Source organism: Anaerotruncus massiliensis (ex Togo et al. 2026), from assembly GCF_900199635.1.
Taxonomy (GTDB): Bacteria; Bacillota; Clostridia; order Oscillospirales; family Ruminococcaceae; genus Anaerotruncus; species Anaerotruncus massiliensis.
Map to the genome: position 1 here is coordinate 2,299,639 of NZ_LT962687.1, position 20,231 is coordinate 2,319,869.

12 protein-coding genes are annotated in these 20,231 nt (G+C 61.9%); 3 read left to right on the forward strand and 9 right to left on the reverse strand.

Annotated features, from left to right (window positions below; translation table 11 throughout):
* Nucleotides 1-16: 16 nt before the first annotated feature.
* Nucleotides 17-10,717, reverse strand: a complete 10,701-nt coding sequence (locus C1A13_RS11235; RefSeq protein WP_146021720.1) for a hypothetical protein — start codon at nucleotides 10,715-10,717, stop codon at nucleotides 17-19.
* Nucleotides 10,718-11,171: 454 nt separating this feature from the next.
* On the opposite strand from C1A13_RS11235, the gene C1A13_RS11240 reads away from it, so the two are divergent.
* The 3 genes from C1A13_RS11240 to deoC all read left to right on the forward strand — a co-directional run bounded on the left by C1A13_RS11240 (nucleotide 11,172) and on the right by deoC (nucleotide 13,638).
* Nucleotides 11,172-12,023, forward strand: coding sequence for a glycoside hydrolase family 25 protein (locus C1A13_RS11240; protein WP_101552028.1), 852 nt, complete (start codon nucleotides 11,172-11,174; stop codon nucleotides 12,021-12,023).
* A 158-nt stretch (nucleotides 12,024-12,181) separates the two neighbouring features.
* Complete coding sequence (locus C1A13_RS11245) at nucleotides 12,182-12,958, forward strand: DeoR/GlpR family DNA-binding transcription regulator (RefSeq protein WP_172439264.1); 777 nt, start codon at nucleotides 12,182-12,184, stop codon at nucleotides 12,956-12,958.
* Between the two features lie 35 nt (nucleotides 12,959-12,993).
* On the forward strand, nucleotides 12,994-13,638 hold the full coding sequence (gene deoC / locus C1A13_RS11250) for a deoxyribose-phosphate aldolase (protein WP_101552032.1): 645 nt from the start codon (nucleotides 12,994-12,996) through the stop codon (nucleotides 13,636-13,638).
* Between the two features lie 78 nt (nucleotides 13,639-13,716).
* On the opposite strand, the gene C1A13_RS11255 is transcribed toward deoC, so the two are convergent.
* Genes C1A13_RS11255 through C1A13_RS11290 form a run of 8 tightly spaced genes read right to left on the reverse strand, consistent with a single transcriptional unit; the run spans nucleotide 13,717 to nucleotide 20,225 of the window.
* Nucleotides 13,717-14,661 (reverse strand): 2-hydroxyacid dehydrogenase, encoded by a 945-nt coding sequence (locus C1A13_RS11255; protein WP_101552034.1) that lies wholly within the window; start codon nucleotides 14,659-14,661, stop codon nucleotides 13,717-13,719.
* Between the two features lie 22 nt (nucleotides 14,662-14,683).
* A complete protein-coding gene (locus C1A13_RS11260) occupies nucleotides 14,684-15,352 on the reverse strand; it encodes an RraA family protein (RefSeq protein WP_101552036.1) in 669 nt (222 codons plus the stop codon).
* A 38-nt stretch (nucleotides 15,353-15,390) separates the two neighbouring features.
* Complete coding sequence (locus C1A13_RS11265) at nucleotides 15,391-16,056, reverse strand: RraA family protein (RefSeq protein WP_101552037.1); 666 nt, start codon at nucleotides 16,054-16,056, stop codon at nucleotides 15,391-15,393.
* A 37-nt stretch (nucleotides 16,057-16,093) separates the two neighbouring features.
* A complete protein-coding gene (locus tag C1A13_RS11270; RefSeq protein ID WP_101552039.1) occupies nucleotides 16,094-16,729 on the reverse strand; it encodes a cysteine hydrolase family protein in 636 nt (211 codons plus the stop codon).
* 13 nt (nucleotides 16,730-16,742) lie between these two features.
* Nucleotides 16,743-17,918 carry an amidohydrolase family protein gene (locus C1A13_RS11275; RefSeq protein WP_101552041.1) on the reverse strand — a complete coding sequence of 392 codons (1,176 nt, stop codon included), beginning with the start codon at nucleotides 17,916-17,918 and terminating at the stop codon, nucleotides 16,743-16,745.
* Nucleotides 17,919-17,931: 13 nt separating this feature from the next.
* A complete protein-coding gene (locus C1A13_RS11280; protein WP_101552043.1) occupies nucleotides 17,932-18,516 on the reverse strand; it encodes an amino acid synthesis family protein in 585 nt (194 codons plus the stop codon).
* 20 nt (nucleotides 18,517-18,536) lie between these two features.
* Complete coding sequence (locus C1A13_RS11285) at nucleotides 18,537-19,127, reverse strand: amino acid synthesis family protein (RefSeq protein ID WP_101552045.1); 591 nt, start codon at nucleotides 19,125-19,127, stop codon at nucleotides 18,537-18,539.
* 33 nt (nucleotides 19,128-19,160) lie between these two features.
* Nucleotides 19,161-20,225 carry an alcohol dehydrogenase gene (locus C1A13_RS11290; RefSeq protein WP_242970866.1) on the reverse strand — a complete coding sequence of 355 codons (1,065 nt, stop codon included), beginning with the start codon at nucleotides 20,223-20,225 and terminating at the stop codon, nucleotides 19,161-19,163.
* Nucleotides 20,226-20,231 lie beyond the last annotated feature (6 nt).

The window sequence follows — 20,231 nt, forward strand, 5'->3', positions numbered from 1 at the left end:
ACCTCTTTCACACTTTTTATTGCAGGATCCCCATTTGGGGCTCCCCGGCGATCGACGCTTTAAAGGTAATCTGGTAGCTGTAGTTCGCGGGCGCGCCGTTTTCGCCCTGCCCGCTGGGCATTTGATTGCTGAGGAAATCGAAGGTGCACTTCCGGTTCCAAGGGATCTCCGCGAAGTCCTGATAGGACACCACCAACGCTCTTGTGGTACTGCTCGAATCGCTGGTTTTAAATGCAATGGGAGCCGTCTGCGAAGGGACGTCAATCGGGCGGATCGCCAGGTCGTAGCCGGTCCCTTCCCCGATTTTCGGCGCGTCGATCTGCCGCATCGCATCACCACTGTCCGCGGCCAACCGCGTCAACATCGGTTTTACCTGCGTATTGACCGGGAACGCGGAGCGGTTCTCCACATACATCCTGTCCGCGCTCGGCTGTGCGAGCGTGCCGTCCTTCGCCACACAGACGGTGATCGAAAGCGGCACCGTCACGTCGAGGCGGGCGGTTTCCGTCTCAAACGGCACCTCCATGTTCGCAGCCGTCGGGACGTCCAGCCCCATCATGGAGGCCCCCCCGGACGACAAGCCGGTCAGCGGCGTTTCGCCGATTTTGCACTCCTTGATCAGCAGTTTTTTGGTCTGGGCCGCGTTGAGGGCGTTGGCGTTTTTTAGCGTCACCGTCCAGGAGGCGTACCCGTTGGCGGGTATCTTCATCCCGGGAAGCACCGTGGAGGAATTCAGCTCATCGCCGTCCACCTTGAAGTTGAACTTGTACATCGCGTCGTCCGCCGTCCAGAGCTTAAAGTTCTCGTTGATCTCCTGCTCCGTCGCGAACCCGATCGTGGGCGTGTCCATGCCCAGTAAAATCCCCATTCCATCCAAGAGCCCCACGCCGGTGGAGGTGACCGTTTTATCCACGCCGTAGCCGTTATACACCGTGAGGGCGCCCGTATCGCTGTTCGGCGTGTTATCCGAGGTACCGGTCGATTTCGCCGTCAGAGTGCTCGCTTCGTAAAGCGACAGGACAAATGCTTCGCTCTTCGCCGTGACGCCGTTTGCGTCGGTCGCGGTCAGGTAATATTCGCCTGCGCGGGTTCCGGCCTCGGGCTGGAAGGTAAAGCTCACAGTCGAGGTGCTTTCGTTGTTCGAGCGCACCACCGCCCGGAAGGACATCTCCTCCGGCATATCGTCGCGGGAGGATGCCTCCATTTCGACTCCGTTTTTATCGTACAGCTTGACATCCGCAGCCGAGCTTGTGGAGACGTCAGCCGTAAAGGTCACCTTGTCCCCCACCCGCACGAACATGTCGTCCGGCGTGGTGGTGAAGTGGAAGGGCAGGCCGAGCTCGAGCGTGTTTTGCTCGGTCGCGGATTTGACCAGTGCAAACTCCTCCGTGATTCCCTTCGCAAGGGAGAAGTGCGCCGCATCGTTGGCCACGTCGTTATAGGACGCGGCTCCCTCCGCGAACACGGCCACATCCCTGCCCGCTTCGTAAACGCCATCCGGCGGTGTGGTTCTATCCATGTCGACGGAAATCTTCGCACCGCTTTCAAGCGCGGAATCAACGTTGATGACCTTCGCGGTCTTTCCGTCGGCGCCCGCCGTCAGATAGACCGTCTGGTCCGTCCCGAGCGTAGGCGCGTTCGCGCCGAGCCGGAAGGTGCCGTTCTGCCAGACGCCCGCGCCGTTTGCCGCACGATTCCCGGTGATCGAACCGCCGTCCATCCGGAAGGTGCCGCTGTTGGCCACCGCGCCGCCGTCGCCGCTGTTGGCGTTATTTTGCAGGCGCGCGCCGTTGTCCGTCGTGAGCAGTCCGTCCGCCGCGACGGTAATCAGAGGCGCTTTCGCCGTTACCCCGTCCGCAACGACCTCCTGTTTTCCGCCCGTGACGGCTTTTGCATGCCCGTCCAACGTGATCCCGTCGAGCGTCAGGCTTCCGGTCACGTTGAAGAGCGCGTTTTGGTTGTCGGCCACGTCAAATCCGGTGAGGCCGGAGATGTTGTCCGGTTGGGCATAGCGCTTGATGAGCACCCCGCCCGCGACGGAGACACTGCCGCCCTCGCCGCTATAGCTCGTGCTCGCCGCGCCTGTCGTTTCATCCGTCCCGGCGGTAATCCGCGCGCTGCTCACATCGACGGTGTCCACCACATAGAGGGTGCCGCCTTTCAGGCCTGCGAGCTTATCAAATGCGGTTTTCAGCGTCCTGACGGCGGCTGCCGGCGTATTGCCGTCTTTGCCGTCGTCGCCGCTTACGCCGTTGATGTAGACCGCGTTCTTCGCCTGCAGTTCGAGGATACTGTTATCTACGTCCTTCCGGCCGAGCGTGTAGAGCGCGGCGATCTCGTCCGCGAGGGTGTAGTCCGCGAGCCGTTTGGAGACGTCGGCGTCCACAATTGGATCCGGATACTTGACCACGTTGCGGCCGTTTTCCGCGCCGTCCATGTTGACCAGCAGCGAGTTTGTGGGCGCGAAGTCACCCATTACCTCGATGATCTTCTTGTCTGTTTTGCCCATTATTTTGCCGACCGTCAGATAGATTTCTCCCACGATCGACGGGCCGCCGCTCACAAGGAAGCTGCCGTTTTGATAGACCGCCGCACCCTTGGCCGCCCCGGTGTTGGCGATTGCGCCGCCAGTCATCTGGAAATTCCCGGCATTAAAGACCGCGCCGCCAAAAACGGACTCGCTGATATTGTTGTTGTTTTGGAGCGCCGTGCCCTCCCCAACGATCAGGACGCCGCTCGCCGTGACTCCGATCAGCGGGGATTGCGCCTCCACCGCCGGGGCCGTGGTTTTGGGGCTGCCGGTGTTGAGCGCCGCGCTGTGGCCGTCGATTGTCACGCCCGAGACGACGAATCCTCCGTCGGTCACGGTAAAGAGCATGCCGGTATGGCTCCGCTTCGCCTTTTCGCTGGTAAAACCGGTTGAGGGCGGATTCGTCGGCACGGAGTAGCGCCGGATCACCACCGGCCCGCCGATCGCAACCGTCCCGGTGTCATCGGCATACTCCCGGTCAGCCAGCGTGACGCTGCCTGTGACAGAGACGTTATCCACGACGTAGATGACGCCGCCCTGCTCCGCAAGCAGTTCGTAGGCGTGCTTGAGCGTCAGGACCGCCGTATCGGGAGTCGTGCCGTCACGACCGTCGCTTCCGTCCACTCCGTCGATGTAGACGATGCCCTTTTCCTGCAATTCGAGGATATAAGGACGATCCGCACGGCGTTCAAGCTTATACTGCATCAGGATTTCCGGCGCAAGGGTATACTTTGCCTTCATTTCATCGGTCTGATCATCTGCACCGACTATTACCGGTCGTCCGTTATAGGCATCTTCCAGATTGATCGTAAGCTCCGGGCCTGTCTCATCATAGACAAATGCAGTAATGACCCGGCTGGTTTCCTCACTTCCCCGGCCTGTCAGGTAGATATCCCCTTCGACCTTTTCCACCACATAAGTAATAATTATTTGACCGTTCTGGTAGATCGCGCCGCCCTTCGCCGCCTGCGTGTTGACAATCATGCCGCCCTCCATCGAGAGTGCGCCGGAGGCGATGTTCACCGCGCCGCCATTGCCGGTCGTCGTGTTGTTTGCGAGCGTCGTGCCCGCGCCCATCGTGACGATTCCGCCGTTCACCTTGATGATCGAGCCGTCCGCGGTGAAGCCCTGATCCGCGTCGTGACGGCCCAGGATCGTAATCCCGCCAAGGGTCAGGGTACCGCCCGTCACCTCGATCATGTCGCCGCGATAGGGCGCATAGCTGTACTTGCCCGCCACGGCAAAGCCCGAATAGCGCCGCAGGGACTGGTCCGCCCCAAGGCTCCAATTTTCGTCTGCGGAAACCGTGAGCTTCCCGCAGATGTAGATGTTGCCCGGGTCGCTGCCCAGCGCCGCTTTCGCCGCCGCGAAGGACTTATATGCGAGATCGGGCGTGCTGCCGTCGTTCTGATCGCTGCCCTTCACGCCGTCCACAAAGATGATCTTTTTGAGGACGATATTTTTGGCCTTGTTTCCCGTGCCGCGGTCGAGCACCGCGCCCTCGTAATCGGTCGCAAAGTAGCGCAGGTTTGGGGCCGCGCTCTCGAGCATACCCTCGGGGATCACCACACTGTCGCCGACCCTGAAGCCGTTTGCGGAAGCCACGGCCGGCGTCGCCAGCTCCACGTTGTACCGGCGGCCCGCCTGCCGGACCGTCCGGGACAGCTTGATTGGGTACGCGTTGCTGCTCAGGTAGACGCCGTCCGCGAGATCCGCGCCGCCGTCCTCAAGGATGAAGTTCGGGGACGCGACATAGACGCCCCTGCCCACGCCGGCCGCGTTCGAAAGGATGTTTCCGGACACCCGCCCGCCTTTGAAGGTGGTGGTGGCGCTCCCAGAACAATAGCAGCCCGCGCCTTGACCAGCGGTATTCCCGGTGATCTCGCCGCCCGTGATCACGGCGGCTCCCCCGATGTTGTAAAGTCCGCCGCCGTTATTTTTCGCTGTATTTCCGCTAATTGTTCCGCCGCTCATCGTAAAGGTGCCGGCCTCAAGATAGACACCTGCTCCGTTAGACGCCGTGTTCCCACTGATCGTCCCGCCGCTCATTGTAAAACTGCCAATATTGAGATAAACGCCATTGCTGTTCGTGTTTTCATCAATCATTCCGCCGCTCATCGTAAAAGTGCCACGATTGATATAGACACCTTCGCTTCCCATGTTTCCACGAATTTTCCCATCGGTCATGATTAATTCGATATAATCACTGGCATAGATGCCGCCGCCCCTGACAGTTCCCGTGTTACCGCTGATCTCCCCACCATTCATCGTGAATCTGCCGTGGCGGGAATAGTCGGCATAGCCATAGATACCGCCGCCATACTGTGATGTGTTCCCGCTGATTTTCCCACCATTCATTGTAAAATTTCCGGAATAGCCGATGCTGACACCGCCTCCATGACCTGCGTTGTTTCCGCTGATCTCCCCGTCATTCATTATAATATTACCGTAGCTTACATAAACTCCACCCTTGTTGCGGCTAATCTTTCCGCCATCCATCTGGAAAAATCCTGAACAACCAACACCGTAGCCGTTATTCCCGTCGACCGTTCCTCCGCTCATTTTAAAGCTGCCGGAACCGGAGACAGAGACACCCGAATAATTTTCGTTAATTGTTCCGCCAGACATCGTAAAACTTCCAGAAGAGACATAGACACCACTAGAGGCACCACTAGAATTCTCGGAAATACGTCCTTCCGAAATCACTGTACCCGTGCTGTCCTTCTCCTCCTCCAGCGTAAAAGCGCCGCTATCCAAATACACCCCATGGCTGGCGTTGCTGGTGATTCCTCCCCCAGACTGGACGACATCCGTCGCGGTGGAAATCTTCAGCCCGTAATAGTTGTTGGAAATCTCGCCGCCGGTCATCGAGAAGTGGGAGCCGCTGCCCGATACGTTGACACCCGCGCTGCCGCTGAAGGTCCCATTGTTTTGGAGCAGTGCGCCGTCCGCGATCGTGAACGTGCCGCCCGACTGGCTGACGAGATAGCTGGTTTCGCTGCCCGCCGCCGCATCGCCGTCAATTGTGATATTTTGCAGCGTCAGCGTGCCGCCCGTCATGCCGACCATGGTACCCGTAAAGCCGCGCATCCGGCGCAAAACGGGCGTGCGGCCGCCAACCATGATCGGACTTCCGCTGTCCGTCGTCATGGCCCAAATCCCGTTATTTTCACTTGTCGTCACGTTCACCGTCCCGCAGACGAGGATATTGGCCTCTCCGCCTTCGGGGATATCGGCAATGGTCTGCAAGAGCTCCTTCGCGTGCGCAAAGGTCTTCGCCGGCTTCTTTGGGCTCCAGCCATAGCCGTCCCCGTCGCTGCCGGTCCCGGAAATATAGACGTTCCAGCCCGCCGCGACAATGTCCGACGGAGACGACCCGTCCGCCGGATCCGCCATGAGGCGCATCGTCTTTGCCGGCGCGGCCGCCAGTATGAATTGAATGCCCCCCTCGTTCAGATACTGGGCCGCGGGGAGGCCTTGATCTTTGCCGTTTACGACAATTTCCCCAAGATAGTATTCGGAAATCGTTAACTTAATGGCGCTGACCGCGGCAAGTCCTGTTGGCGGCGTGCGCTGGGACAATGCAGCTGTCAGTGTAATTGGGGTTACATTGTGACTCGTGGTGCCGTCGTTCCATAACATCACGCCGTCGTTGACGTCAATCTCGCCGCCAATTTCAAATTTTGCAGCATTGACGGAATAAATATTGTTCGACCCGGAATCCTTCGCCGTATTTCCGCGGACATGCCCGCCGGCCATGGAAAAGTTCGCGCCGGAAGCGATATACACGCCGCCCCCCGTTCCGTATGGAGCCGTATTCCCGCGAATGATTCCTTCTTCCGAAAGTTTGAAGGCCGCACCCGACGACACATAGACACCGCCGCCGCCATAACCGTTGGAGCTGGAGCCTGAGCTGTTCCCGGTGATTGTGCCTCCGGACATATCGAACGCCGCGCCAGAACTGAGCCACACGCCGCCGCCGTAGTTGCGGGTATTTTTAAAGCCGGAGATCGTGCCGCCGTCCATGTCGAATACCGCGTTTGCCGCGCTGAGACGCACACCGCTTGTATAAATCGCATTGGACGATCCGTTGCTGATTTCGCCGCCATGCAACTCGAAGCGCGCGCCGCTCCCGGAAAGGACCACCGCGTTATATGCCTCGTTATTGGTGATCCGCCCACCGTTCATCGTAAACGTGCCGCTCGCGCCAACCACGACGGCCGCCGTACCGCTGGTGCTATTTGTCCTCCCATTCCCCGTGACAAGCGCGCCGTCTCCCATTGTGAGCGACCCGCCCGACACCCGCGCCGCGCTGAGGTAGGCGCCCTGAAGGGTCGTGTTCTCCCCAAGCGTCAGGCTCCCACCCGTCACCCGAAACAGGTCCATTGTGGATTGCAGTCCGGGGGATATGTCCTGGAGGCCGTCCACGACGATGTTGGAGAGCGTCACACTGCCGCCCGATATCTGAACAAGATAGACCGGCTTGAAGTTCTTATTGGTGAACCGACGGATGTCCGCCGTCCAGCCGGATTTGATTGCGTTAACCTCCTTCAGGTCCCAAGTTTCCGCACCCGAACTCACCGTCACCTCGCCGCAGAGGAAGATATGCGGGACAAAGCTTGTATTATCTTTTTGCTCTTGCGCAAGTCCTATGAGCTTCGTTTTCGCCTCGGCAAAGGTCTTGACCGCCTGCGCGGGAGAGCGGCCGGTATTGCCGTCGCCTCCATTTTGGCCATCAAGATATATCCCGATTTCAAGCAGAATCAGGTCGTTTCCATAACCGCCGATCGTAAATTTGTCAGTGTAATTTTTGAGGATAAAATGCGCCTCATAGCTTGAAGCGTCTGTAAGCGGGTTGGTGGGAACCACCACGCTGACGCCGGAGGTATGACTCGGTCCTACGGCCACGTCAAACGTCTTGCCGACGCCCGGCACGCCCGACAGATTGATCACATAAGTCGGGTCCGGCAGGCTGATCCGGCCGTTGACCGTTGCAGCCGCGGCATTGAGCGTGAATCCGGGCGAGTTCGCATAGACTGCGCTTTGTTCCGTGGGGTTGAGCGCGGAAACCGTGCCCCCAGACAGATTGAACTTCGCGGAGGTCCCGGACAGCATCACGCCATAGGAAGTTCCACCCGTGACCGTACCGCCATTCATATCGAATGTCCCATTGCTGCATAGCACCGCTTGTTTACCCGAAGCGCCCGAAACCGTCCCGCTTTCCATGATGAATTTTCCACCGCTGGCAATCTCGACGCCGCAGGACGAACCAGAAATGGCTGCATTCGAGAAGGTCATTATCCAATTCGTATAAGCGCCGGTCGCTGAAGAAACCGCCGCTGTCCCGGAGATCGTCGTAATACCAGAATTCTTTATTCCAAATGAAAATTTGTCGATGCTCCCGGCAGACATGTCAAATATCGCGGCACCTTTTACGCTCACGCCGGTTCCCTTTTCGGACGTTCCGACGATCTCCCCGCCGGTCATCGACGCTGTCCCATCTGACAAAGTTACCGCGGTATCCGTACCAGTATAGTCAAGCTTTGTCCCGGAGGTAATCTTCAGCAAGGCGGTGTCTACGCTTGTCTGAAGAATGGTTTTGTCGCTTTCAAAGGTAATATCGGCAAGCATGAGCGCTCCTGCCACGCTGACCATGGAAGAGCCGGTGAAGCCGCTGTATTTCGCTAGCTTGGCCGACGGGAAGCTTGCCGGCGGCAGAGACCATGTCTCTTCCCCGGTGACCGCGACCGTGCTCCCGCAGATATAGATGACTCCGCTGCCCTTTAATTCTGTGAGCAGCAGCTCTTTTGCGCGCGCAAAGGTCGCGACCGGCGTATTTGCCGTCGCACCGTCGTTGTTGTCGTCGCCTGTCCCCGAGAGGTAGATCGCCGTGTAGGTGACGATCGGGTAGGCCTGCATGATCCGTTCGTTGCCCGTTCCGGGCTTGACGCGCAGCGCCCACTGCGGGTCCTTGGCCTCATTGACGCTGCCGTCCAGCGCCAGGTAACTTTCCAGATTGTCCGCCGTGATCGTCTCCGGAGCGGAAGCCGCGTCAAACGCGCTGGTAAACGGATCGACGTTTGGGGCGAATTTGATCGGATAGGGAGCGGCAGGCGCCTGTGTAAAGATGATTCCGGGGGCGGTGGGGCGTTGCTCGAAATAGACCGGTCCGCCCATCGTGAGCCCGGCGCCGGCGGTCAGCGTGCCGTCCGCGAGCGTCACGACGGAATCCGCAGCGGAGCCGCCGCTCTCTGTCGTGTTGGACAGCGTCAGATTTGTAAGCGACAGATTGACTCCCTTGTCAATGTAAAAGTACGGGCCGGAAGGATACTTGTTCCAGCGTTTGACCGTCGCATTTTTTCCGTCGAAGGTGTAGGTCGAAGCATCGCCTTCCTTATGATAGGTATCGCTGCACATGCTCATGCAGACAATCGTTCCGCCCTCTTTAACAAGCCACAGCGCCTGTTCCAGCGTCTTTACCGACGCCAGCGCACTGTCCCCGGCCGCGTCGTCGTTTCCTCCGGGGATTGTTTGATCCACGTCCTGGAACGCCGGGTCGGGGTTCCAGTAAACGGTCGCAAGGCTGCTCTCTGCCGCAGTCGCCGCCGGGGCGGAAAAAGCCGCCGCGCGCAACAGGTTTTCGCCACGGAACGCCTTGACGGTGTACACCCCGTCCGCGCTCGCGGGCACGGCGGTGCTCGCCTCCGTCACCTCCGACGGGGCGTTTTCTTCGTGGCCGTTTTCTTCGCCGCTCTTGACCGTCACATCCTCCACGGGCAGCTCCACCGCTTCCCCCTCCGCGGGCTCCGCGCTCCGCGACCGGGCCATTGCCCGCACCGCCGGCACGAACTCCACCGTGAACCGCTCCGTCCCCGGATAGGTCGACGCCATCGCCACCTCGTACTGTCCATTGCTTCCCGGCGCGATCTCCGCCGTCAGCTCTCCCAGCGAGGTCACTTCCACTTCCGTGTAGAAGGAGCGCTCCTCCAGCGGCCCCTCGCTGTCATAGATCCGGATAACATACGTCCCGTTCTTCGTCACCGTGAACTTCCGCTGGAACCGGAACGGCTCCCCTTCCCCGTTCACCGTCACCCTGCCCTCGCTCATCGTCTCGTCCGTGCTCGACGAATCAGAGCTCGCGGCCTCCGAACCGGAATCATCTGAGTTCACATCGGAACCCGCATTTTCAGAACCGGTATCCTCCGGGCCCGTCCCGGAAGAGGACGCGGCCTCGCTCTCCCCGCCCGGCGCGGGATTCTCCGAACTGCTCCCATCCGGGGCCGGGGCCTTCTCCTCCCCGGTGCTCGTATCCGCCGTCGGGTCCTCCGGCTTGCTCTCCTGTTTTGACTCCGCTGTGCTGCTCTCCGGTTTCGGCTCCGACACGCCGCTCTCCGGCAACGGCACGATCTCCTCCGCCGTGATCTCCGCCGACAGCACCCGCACCAGATTGATCCGCGCGCTTGCCGCAGCCTCTGCAAGTTCACTGATGGGATTCGACGAGTCCTCCGCCCCGCCGGGTTTGCCGTTCTCCTCCGGTTTTCCGCTCTCCGGCGTCTCCTCCGGTTTGCTCTCTTCGCTCGATGCACTCTCTTCCGGAGCGCTGCTCACTTCCGGAACGCTGCTCGCTTCCGAGCTTGCCGCTTCCGAGCTTGTGGATTCCTCCGGGACGCTCGAAGCTTCCGAACCGTTCTCCTCCGGGCCGGAAGCCTCGGACGAAGCCGCCTCCGGATCCCCCGTGACCTTCTCCGCGCCCTCCGTGGCGCCCTCGGCCTTTCCGCCGTCCTTCGCCTCGATATGTAAGTTCCGCGTGAAGGGGAAGGTCGACACCGCCGTGATCTCCACCGCGAGGCCGTCCTCCGTGAAGACCTCCTCCTGCGTCGCCGTCAGGCTGTATTCGTCCGTGCTCCCCTTGTCGTCCTCGTTGTGGCGGCGCTCCTCGGACGGGCTTTCGCCGCTTGCGGGCCCGCTCTCAGGAGGCTGCTCCCCGTCCGGTTTGCTCTCTTCTGGGGGCGCGGACGGTTTTTCCGGTTCGGAAACGGTGCCGGCGGTCTCCATTCCGTCCGGACTGCCGTCCATCATTTCCGCGTAGGAAAAAACCGAAGTCGCACTGATCAGCATCAAAGCTGTCAGTAACAGCGCGACCGACTTTCTCCATGTTTTTCCCCCATTGTACGCGAAAGATTTCATGTTCCGCCCCTCCTCCGACGCCTGCCGGTACTTTCTGAAGGAAGCCTTTTCAAAAGAAAAGTTCCCAATTGTTCCTAAATTTTGTTACCAATATTAATCCAATAATTGTTCCTGTTTTCCTGAATATCCCCCTAAAATCGGTTAATATAAGCACTCAATTCAATAATTTTATAAAAATTCGTTAGAAATTGTTACCAATATAATTGAATTATATCATTATTTTCCAGTTCCATCAATATGATTTTTCCAGCCCATTCTTGAAAATTCTTTTCTGTTCACAATTTTTTTATAATTCAGGTTTTTTGGTCACAAATTTTTTCAAATTTATATCAATTTATATGTTTTGAGTCTTGCGCGAATTTTCTCCCACTCCTTCCGGGAACGCTTTCCAGCTCGGGGGCATAGGATATCCGGGGAAGTTTCCCCATCTGAATCCACGAGAGAAGGTCTTTCAATGACTGCTATAAATGGAATCGACGTCTCCGTCTGGCAGGGAGAAATCGACTGGGCGCGCGTAAAAGCCGGCGGCGTCGGCTTTGCAATGGTCCGTGCGGGCTACGGCCTCGCGGCCGATCCGAATTTCGCAAGAAACATGGAGGGCGCCGCCGCGCAGGGGATCCCCGTCGGAACCTACCTCTACAGCAGGGCCGTCACGACGGGCGAGGCCGAAGAGGAAGCCGCCTTTCTGTTGGAGCTGGCAAAGCCCTACCAGATCGTATACCCCGCCTCGCTTGATATGGAGAGCGCCGGACAGCATGCGCTGACCAACGACCAGCGCACCGGGCTCGCGCTTGCGTTCTGCGGCAGGGTGGCGCAGGGCGGCCTCACCCCCGGCGTCTACTCGAGCCTCTACTGGTTTGAGACGATGCTCGACCTCCCGGAGCTGAAGCCCGTCCAGCGGTGGGTGGCGGACTGGAGCAGCCAAAAGCCCTCGCTGGAGGGCGGCGTGGACCTCTGGCAGCACAGCTCGCGCGGGCTGGTGGACGGCATCTCCGGGTATGTCGACCTCGACGTCTCCTTCCGCGACTACGCGGCGGAGGACGGCGGCGGGGAGGGCGAGCCCGCCCTTCCCGAGGGTCCGGCCGCCGGGACGGCTCTGCTGCTCTACGGCGTTCCGCTCTATGCGAGCGCCACAGCGCAGACACGCTCGGCCACCATCAGCGGGCGCTACTGGGTCTACGACGGGATCGCCGTGGACGGCAGGCTGCGGATCACCAACAGCGCGTCGCGCGTTGGACGCACGCCCATCGCACAGAACGTCACGGGGTATATCGACCTCGCGGATGCGAAACCCGAAGAGGCGTAGATGTAAAAAAGGTCCCGGCCGTCTTCGCGGCCGGGACCTTTTTGATTTATTTTGATCGTTTCTAATTTTGTTGTCTTTTTATGATCTTTTTAGATTGATTTTGTTTTTCAGAGGTGCTATACTAAGCACAATCAATCATGTATAAAGCTGGGATAAAGATGTATGCATCCGAACGGGAAGAACGCATCCTGGACTACCTCGGGACGCACGGGGTCACGCCGACCGCCGTGCTGCAGGAGGTGACCGGCTCCTCGATCGCGACCGTCCGCAGGGACCTGAACGCGTTGAGCAGCCGCGGGCTGATCGTCAAGACCCACGGCGCGGCCCGGCTCAACCGGGACCGGCCCGCCGCCGAACGCCCCACGGACGACGGGCGGGAGGAGGACCCCTTCTACGGCGAAAAGGACCGGATCGCGCAAACCGCCGCGCGCCTGGTCGAAGACGGCGACGTGATCTTCATCGGCGCGGGTAAGACCTGCACCCTCCTGGCCCGCTATATCCGCGGCAAAAAGGGGCTCACCGTGGTGACCTCCAACATCGACGCGGTCGTCGAGCTGTCCAGATCGCAGGGACTTTCGATGATCCTGCTGGGCGGCGACGTGCATGTGGGGAGCAACTACATCGAAACGCTCGACGAATACACGATCGAATCCCTCCGGCGGCTCTATTTTGACAAGGTCTTCCTGACGGTGAACGGCGTCGACCTTGAATACGGCTACTCGATCAACAGCCGCCTTCAGCCGCCCCTCTACCGCCACCTGCTGGACAACTCCAGGGACTTTTACCTGCTGGCAGACCGCCACAAGTTCGGCAAGCGCGCCTTCGCCTACTTCTGCGCGATCGACCGGATCGCCAACGTCGTCACCAACCCGGAGACCGACGGCAGGTACCTCGCCTTCTACCGCAGTTCCGGCGTCAACGTCTATACCGGCTGAGCTCGCTCGCCGATTCAAAAAAACGGAGGTTTATCATGGAGAAACAGGAAATCTACAGCCACGTCGACCACACCCAGCTCAAAGCCGTCTCCACCTGGCAGGATATCCACAAGCTCTGCGAGGAGGCGCTCGCGCACCACACCGCCTCGGTCTGCATCCCGCCCTCCTATGTCGCGCGGGCGCACGAGCATTTCCCCGCGCTCAACATCTGCACCGTCATCGGGTTCCCGCTCGGATACAACACCACCGCCGTCAAGGTCTTCGAGGCCGAGCAGGCCATCGCCGAGGGCGCCGGCGAGGTGGACATGGTGGTCAACCTGGGCGACGTGAAAAACGGCGATTACGACAAGGTCCTCGCGGAGATCGCCGCGCTGCGGCGGGCGGCCGGGGATAAGGTCCTCAAGGTGATCGTCGAGACCTGCTACCTCACCGAGGAGGAAAAAATCCGCCTCTGCGAGCTCGTCACAGAGGCGGGCGCGGACTACATCAAAACGTCCACCGGCTTCGGCACCGGCGGCGCGACCCTTCCCGACGTCCTCCTCTTCCGCGAGCACATCGGGCCCCGGGTAAAGATCAAGGCGTCGGGCGGCATCCGCACCGAGGCCGACCTGCGCCTCTTCCTGGAGAACGGTTGCGACCGGCTGGGCGCCAGCGCGGCGGTCACCGCCCTCGGCGACTGAATTCATTTTATACAGCATCAAAAAAGCGGCTCCGCAGGATTCTGCGGAGCCGCTTTTTATGGGGAGACGACGGAAATGTCAGAGCAGGAAGAGCGGCTCTTCGCCGCGGCCGATCCGCTGCGCGTTTTCCAGGCTGAACTTGTAGACGCGGTAGTAGTTGTCGTAGGTCGCCGCGCCGATGTGCGGCGTTGTGATGAGGTTGAGCCCCTCGTCCAGCCCGAAGATCGGGTCGTCCGGCTCGAACACGTCGAACGCCGCGCCCCAGATCTTCTTTTCCCGGAGCGCCTCGAGCAGGGCCGTCTCGTCCACGATCTGGCTTCTCGCCGTGTTGATCAGGATGGCGGAATCCTTCATGCGCGCAAACTGCTCCCGGCCGATCATGCCGCGGGTGCTGTCCAGAAGCGGCGCGTGGATCGTGATGACGTCCGCCGAGGCAATCAGCTCGTCGAAGGGCACGTATTCGCATCCCAGCTTCTCCTCTTCCTCCGGGGGCATCCGGAAGACGTCGCTGTAGATGACGCGGGTGCCGAACGCCTTCACCCGCTTGATGACCTCGCGGCCGATCGTGCCGCCGCCGATCACGCCGACCGTCTTGCCGAGCAGCTCATAGCTGTCGTGCCGGTAGGTCCAGGTGTGCCACTCGCCCTTTTTGCCCAGCGGGTCGAGGGTGATGATGCGGCGGTAGAGCGCCAGCATATCCAGCACCGCGAGCTCCGCCACCGAGGAGGCGTTGAAGCCCTTGCAGATCGAGATGGGGATGCCCTTCTCCTTCGCGTAGGCGACGTCGACCATGTCGACGCCCACGCCGGTGCGCTGGATGAGGCGGAGGTTGGGGGCCTGGTCGATGATCTCCTTCGTCGTGCGGAAGGTGGTGACGAAAAAGCAGTCGGCGTCCTCGGGCGTTCCCTTTTCCCCGATGGTGGGGTTTAAAAACCGCAGCGTCACGTCGGGCGGGCACATGTCCAGGATCATCCGCTCCATGTGCTCGTTGAGCTTATCGAGATAGAGTACTCTTGTGTTCACGGAAAAACCTCCACAATTTTATTTACGCCTCTTTGGTCTGGAGATGGTGGTACCCCATGCGCGCCCGGGCCTCCCGCAGGGGGATACCCTCCTTCAGCGCCTGGCGGATGCGCTCCTCCTTCTCCTCGATCTCCCGCGCGATGGCGAGCACCTGCTCCGCGCGGTCGAAGGGGACGGCGAGGGCACCCGTCTCGTCCCCGAAGATCAGATCCCCCGGGCAGACCTTGATTCCCGCCACGGTGACCGGCTCGTTGACCGCGGCGACCTCCACCCGGTCCTTGCCGGTGACCATGTAGTAGCCCATCGTGAAGATGGGGTACCGGATCGCGCGCACGTCCTTGACATCCCGGCAGACGCCGTAGATCAGCGTCCCGGCGATCTCCTTCATCGAGGCGGCCATCGCCATGATGTCCCCCCAGACGGTGCAGTAGTCGCGGCCGCCGTTGTCGAGCACGCAGACCTGCCCCGGCTCCACGTCGTCCAGGAAGTCGCCCACCGTTCCCTTGACCTCCCCGCAGGGGACGTAACGGACGGTGAACGCCTGGCCGCACATGACCACGCCCGGCGTGACCGGTTTGATCCCATAGAGCCCGCCCGGGATGCCCAGGCGGTCCAGCGCGTCCGAAATGCTGGTGGAATCCAGCTTCTTGTAGGCTTCAATGACGGCCGGGTCGAGTTTCGGTATTTGCATATGCGAACGCCCCTCTCAAATTCTCTTCATCCAGCTGATCATTTCAGCATGTTCTCATAGTTGTATTTTTTGTCGACTTCCATCATCGACATGCCCGACTTGATGTCGCGGCACATGGCCTCCTCCTTCTCGAGCAGCGTCTCCGCCTTGGCGACCACGTCCTCCAGCCGCTCCTGCGGGATGAAGACCACGCCGGTGATGTCGCCCATGACGATATCGCCGGGGCGGACCTGCACGCCGTGGAAGGAGACCATCACGTTGGTCGCCTCCTCCATCACGCGGCCGCGGGCGGTCGCGCAGATGGTGGCGCGCGCGTAGACCGGGAAGCCCATCTCGATGCACTCGTCGAGGTCGCGGCAGGCGCCGTCGATGACCACGCCGGACACGCCCTTATATTTGGCGCCCGTGCTCAGCACGCCGCCCCAGCAGTTGACGTCGATGCGCCCGCCGTTGTCGATGACGATGACGTCGCCCTCCTTGGCGACCTCGATCGCGTTGACTCCCATGTGGGTGGTCGACTTGGTGAGCCCCGCGGCGACCACCTTCATCGTGACGGCCTCGCCGATGATCTTTTCGCAGCCCTCGTACATCTTGTTGACGCCGTAGGTCGAGCCCTTGAGCCCGAGCGCGTCGAGCGCGTCGGAGACGTTGGTCGTCGAAAGCCTGTCAAGCCGCTCCCGCAGCTCCTTGGTCAATTTTCCCATCATACATCGCTCCTTTATCATTTTGCGGGGGCGCGGATCACCGGATCCGGCACTCGTCCCCCGGCTCCAGAGTATCCATCGCCGCGATCAGCTCCTCCGACGTGCACACCGTCGCGAAGTGGGTCTCGAAGTCCCACAGCTGGGACTCCTGCTCCCGCTCGCTCGTGGCGCGCACGCAGTCCTTCGGCACGAACACCTCGTAGTCGAGCTGGAAGGCGTCGGCCACCGTGCCGCGCACGCAGATGTTGGTCACCGCGCCGCCGACGATCACCTTTTCACAGCCCATGTCCCGCAGCGTGAGGTCGAGGTCGGTCTGGAAGAAGCCGCTGTAGCGGCGCTTGTTGACCACATAGTCCTCCGGCAGGATGGGCAGCTCGTCGATCTGCTCGGCGCCCCAGGTGCCCTCATAGCAGGTGCCGACCCGCTTTTCCGTCACCTTGTCGTATTTGTCCATCCGGTATTTCTGGCAGATCCACACGATGGGGATCTTGTGCGCGCGGGCGGCGGCGACCAGCCGCTGGATCGGCTCCACGATCAGGTAGCCGTCCTCCAGCACCATGCGGCCGCCCGGCTTGCAGAAGTCGTTCATCATATCCACGATCAGCACCGCGCTCTTTTTGAGGTCGAGGGCCTTTTCGCGGTTGGTATAGTAGTCGCTGAAGCCTTTTCCCATCTGTCCGTCCTCCTCAGGCGTCGTTTTGGCCAGCCGGCCGGGGCGTCCGGTTTCCCGGCGGGGTGTTGCGGCTCTTGACCACCGCGACCCTTCCGTTGATGATCACATAGGTCACGCCGGGGATGTCCCCCGCCTCGATCGCGCCGAGGGCGGTGTCCGCGACCGAGCCGATCGGCGCGTCGAGACAGACGAGGTCCGCCTCCCGGCCGGGCGCGATCACGCCGGTGTTGAGCCCGAAGACGCGGGCGGTGTTGCCCGTCGCCATCGCGACGGCGACCGCCGGGGGCACGCCGCAGACGCTGCTGGCGTAGCAGACGTTGCGGAGGATGCCCAGCGGGATCATGCCGGTGCCGGAGGGCGCGTCGTTCCCGAAGATGACGCGGCCCCACTGGCCGAGCTTCCCCGCCGTCTCGAGGATGAAGTTGGTCATGCGGTAGTTGCCGCACTGGACGATCTCGACCGCCGCGTCGCTCTCCCGGATGATCCGCTCCGCCTCCGCCGTGGAGATCGAGGTGGGGCCGCCGTTGCAGTGGGAGGCGACCGTCGGCCCGGTGCGGATGACGTCGTCGGCGCTCACCGGCGAGCTGCCGGGGATCGAGGTGCCGCCCGTGTGCATCGCGACCCTGAAGCCGTACCTCTTGGCGATCTCGACGAGGGGGGCCGCGTCGGCCGGGGATTTGACCGAGCCGAGCCCGATCTCCCCGACGAGCCACACCCCCTCGCGCGCCATCTCGGCGAAGTCCGCTTCCACGAGTCCCTGCTCCAGAATCAGCGCGCCGCCGTGAATCTTCGCGCCCAGCGGCGACTGGTTCCGGAAGCACTTGGAGAGGAAGATCGCCTGCGCCTTCGCACCGGCGGCGTCCTTCGGCCGTCCGGGGAAGTGGGGCTCCCCCGCCGAAATCATCGTCGTGACCCCGCCGTGCACCTCGCTTTCGAGGAAGTCCGCCGCCTTCTGGCGGAAGGTATAGTCCCCCACGCAGGGGTGGCAGTGGGAATCGATCAGCCCGGGGGCCACCGTGACCCCCATCGCGTCGAGCACCTGCGCGTCCGGGTAGCGGGAGAGCAGCTCCGCGCCGCCTACCGCGTCGATCAGCCCGCCGCGGATGGCGACGGTGTCGCAGTCGAGGACCGGGTGCTCCCAGTCGCCGCTTACGAGGGTACCGATGTTGGTGATAATCAGATCAGGCATCTCACATTCCTCCTCAGCTCACGCCGTCCGCGCCCTTGACCTGGTCGAGCAGCAGGCCGCCCACGCGCGGGAAGGGGCGGGAGCCGGTGGTCAGGCAGAGCACCACCATGATTTCATCGGGCCTTGGGCCGTCCGCGACGGAGACCTCCATCGCGTCGTAGTGGGTCCGCACCTTGACGGCCCGCTTGCTGTGCAGCGGCACGTCGACCGAGCAGCCCGCGGGACCCGCCTTTTCGGTCGAGGGGATGATCGAGAGGGTGTCCCGGAGCGCCTCCCGCACCGGCCCGTCGAAGGCGATGTGGAGGAGCGCCGAGCCGTGCTCCTGCTCCCCCGCGAGCCCCGTCACCACGGCCTTGCCGTAGCTCTGGATCTCCTCCGGACCCACGCCGAGCGCCTCGAGGGCGTTTTCGACCAGCAGCCTTCCGAGCCATTCGCCGTATTCGCCGTAGAGGGAGAGGTCCTCCACCCGCTTCCCCGCGAAGAGGTTCTCCACGATCGCCACCGAGGCGCATTTGCGCAGCGGCACGGGCAGGGGCCTGCCGATCTCCGCGCGGATCTCGTCGATGATTACAACTTCCTTGCGCACATATGGTTTCATCCGATCACGCCCTTTCCGCTCTAATCGAGCCCATTCTGTCCCTTGATCCCTTCCGCCGAAACGCCGCCGATGCGCGCGTGGGGCCTGCCGCCCGTCGTGAACGCGACGGCGACGACGACCTCGTCGGCGTGGGGCGCGTCGGGGATGCGGATGGTGATCGCGTCGTAGTGGGAGCGCACGAGCATCGCGTCCTTGTGGAGCAGCGGCACGTCGAGCGTCGCGCCCGGGGCCGCGATCTTCTTGGCCGACGGGATGACCGCCTTGCCCGCCCCAAGGTAGGCGCGCATCGGCGCGCCCAGGCGCGGGTGCATCAGCGCGGCGGCGTGCTCGTGCTCGCCGTCCAGCCCGACGATGCACGCCTTGCCGAAGCTGTGGACCTCCGACGGGTCAATCCCCATCGCCTCCACCGCCTTTTGGGTCAGATAACCGCCCAGGTATTCCCCGTACTCCATGAGCAGGGTCAAATCCTCCTGGTAGGCCCCCGCGTAGGGATTTTTGATGACCGCGGCGGCCGCGCACTTCCTGAGCGGCTTTTCCAGCTCACAGCCTCCCTCGCTGCGGATCGTCTCCCGGAAGACGACAAGTTTCCTGATGTTGGGTTCCGTTGCCATACCGAACCTCCTTTTCCGTTTCGGGTCCCGTTCTCATCCCCTGCGGGGCGTGATGGCGACCTTGATCACATGGTCCTCCTGCGCTTCAAACAGCCGGTATCCCTCGAGCGCGTCGTCGAGCGGGATCCGGTGGGTGATGAGCGGGCGGGTGTCGAGCATGCCCGCCTCGATGAGCGAGAGGGTCTTGGCGCAGGCGTTCGCGTGGACCCCGCCCGTCTTAAAGACGAGGTTCTTGCCGTACATCTCCCGCAGGGGCAGCTTCTGGGGGTCCTCCTCGTAGTGGGCCACGAGGCAGACCGTCCCGCTGCACCGCGCGAGACGCCACGCCATCTCGAAGGTGTTGCGCCCGCCCGCGACCTCGAAGACCCGGTCGGCCCCCCGCCCGTCGGTGAGGCCGCGCACGATTTCGAGCGGGTCCTCCCGGAGGGGGTTGATCGTGAGGTCGGCGAGCCCGTGCGCCTTCGCGAACTCGAGCCGCTCGTCGGACACGTCGATGACGGCGAGCCGCGCCGGGGAATAGAGCCGCGCGCACATCGCCGTGCAGAGCCCGGTGGGTCCCGCGCCGATCACCGCGACCGTCTCCGCCGGGCTGATCTCCGCGATCTCCGCGGCCCAGAACCCGGTGGCGAGCACGTCGCCGACGAGCAGCGCCGCCTCGTCCGACACCGCGTCGGGGATGTGGTTGAGGCCGTTGTCCGCGTAGGGCACACGCACATATTCCGCCTGCCCGCCGTCGATGCGGCAGCCGAGCGCCCAGCCGCCCCCCTCCATCGAGCAGTTGTTGACGTATCCGCGGCGGCAGAAGAAGCACTCGCCGCAGAAGGTCTCGTTGTTGACGGTCACGCGGTCGCCCTTGTGGAATTTTTCGACCCCGCTTCCCGTCTCGACGACCTCCCCGACCATCTCATGGCCGAGGATGACCCCCTCCTTCGCCTTCGCGATCATGCCGCGCTTGATGTGGATGTCGCTCGAGCAGATCGCCGCGAGCGTCACCCGGACGATCGCGTCCTTCGGGTGCAGGATCGCGGGGACCGGGCGGTCCTCCAGGACCACCGAGCCCAGCTCCTTGAAGACGACCGCCTTCATGGTGTCTTTCATAAAAAA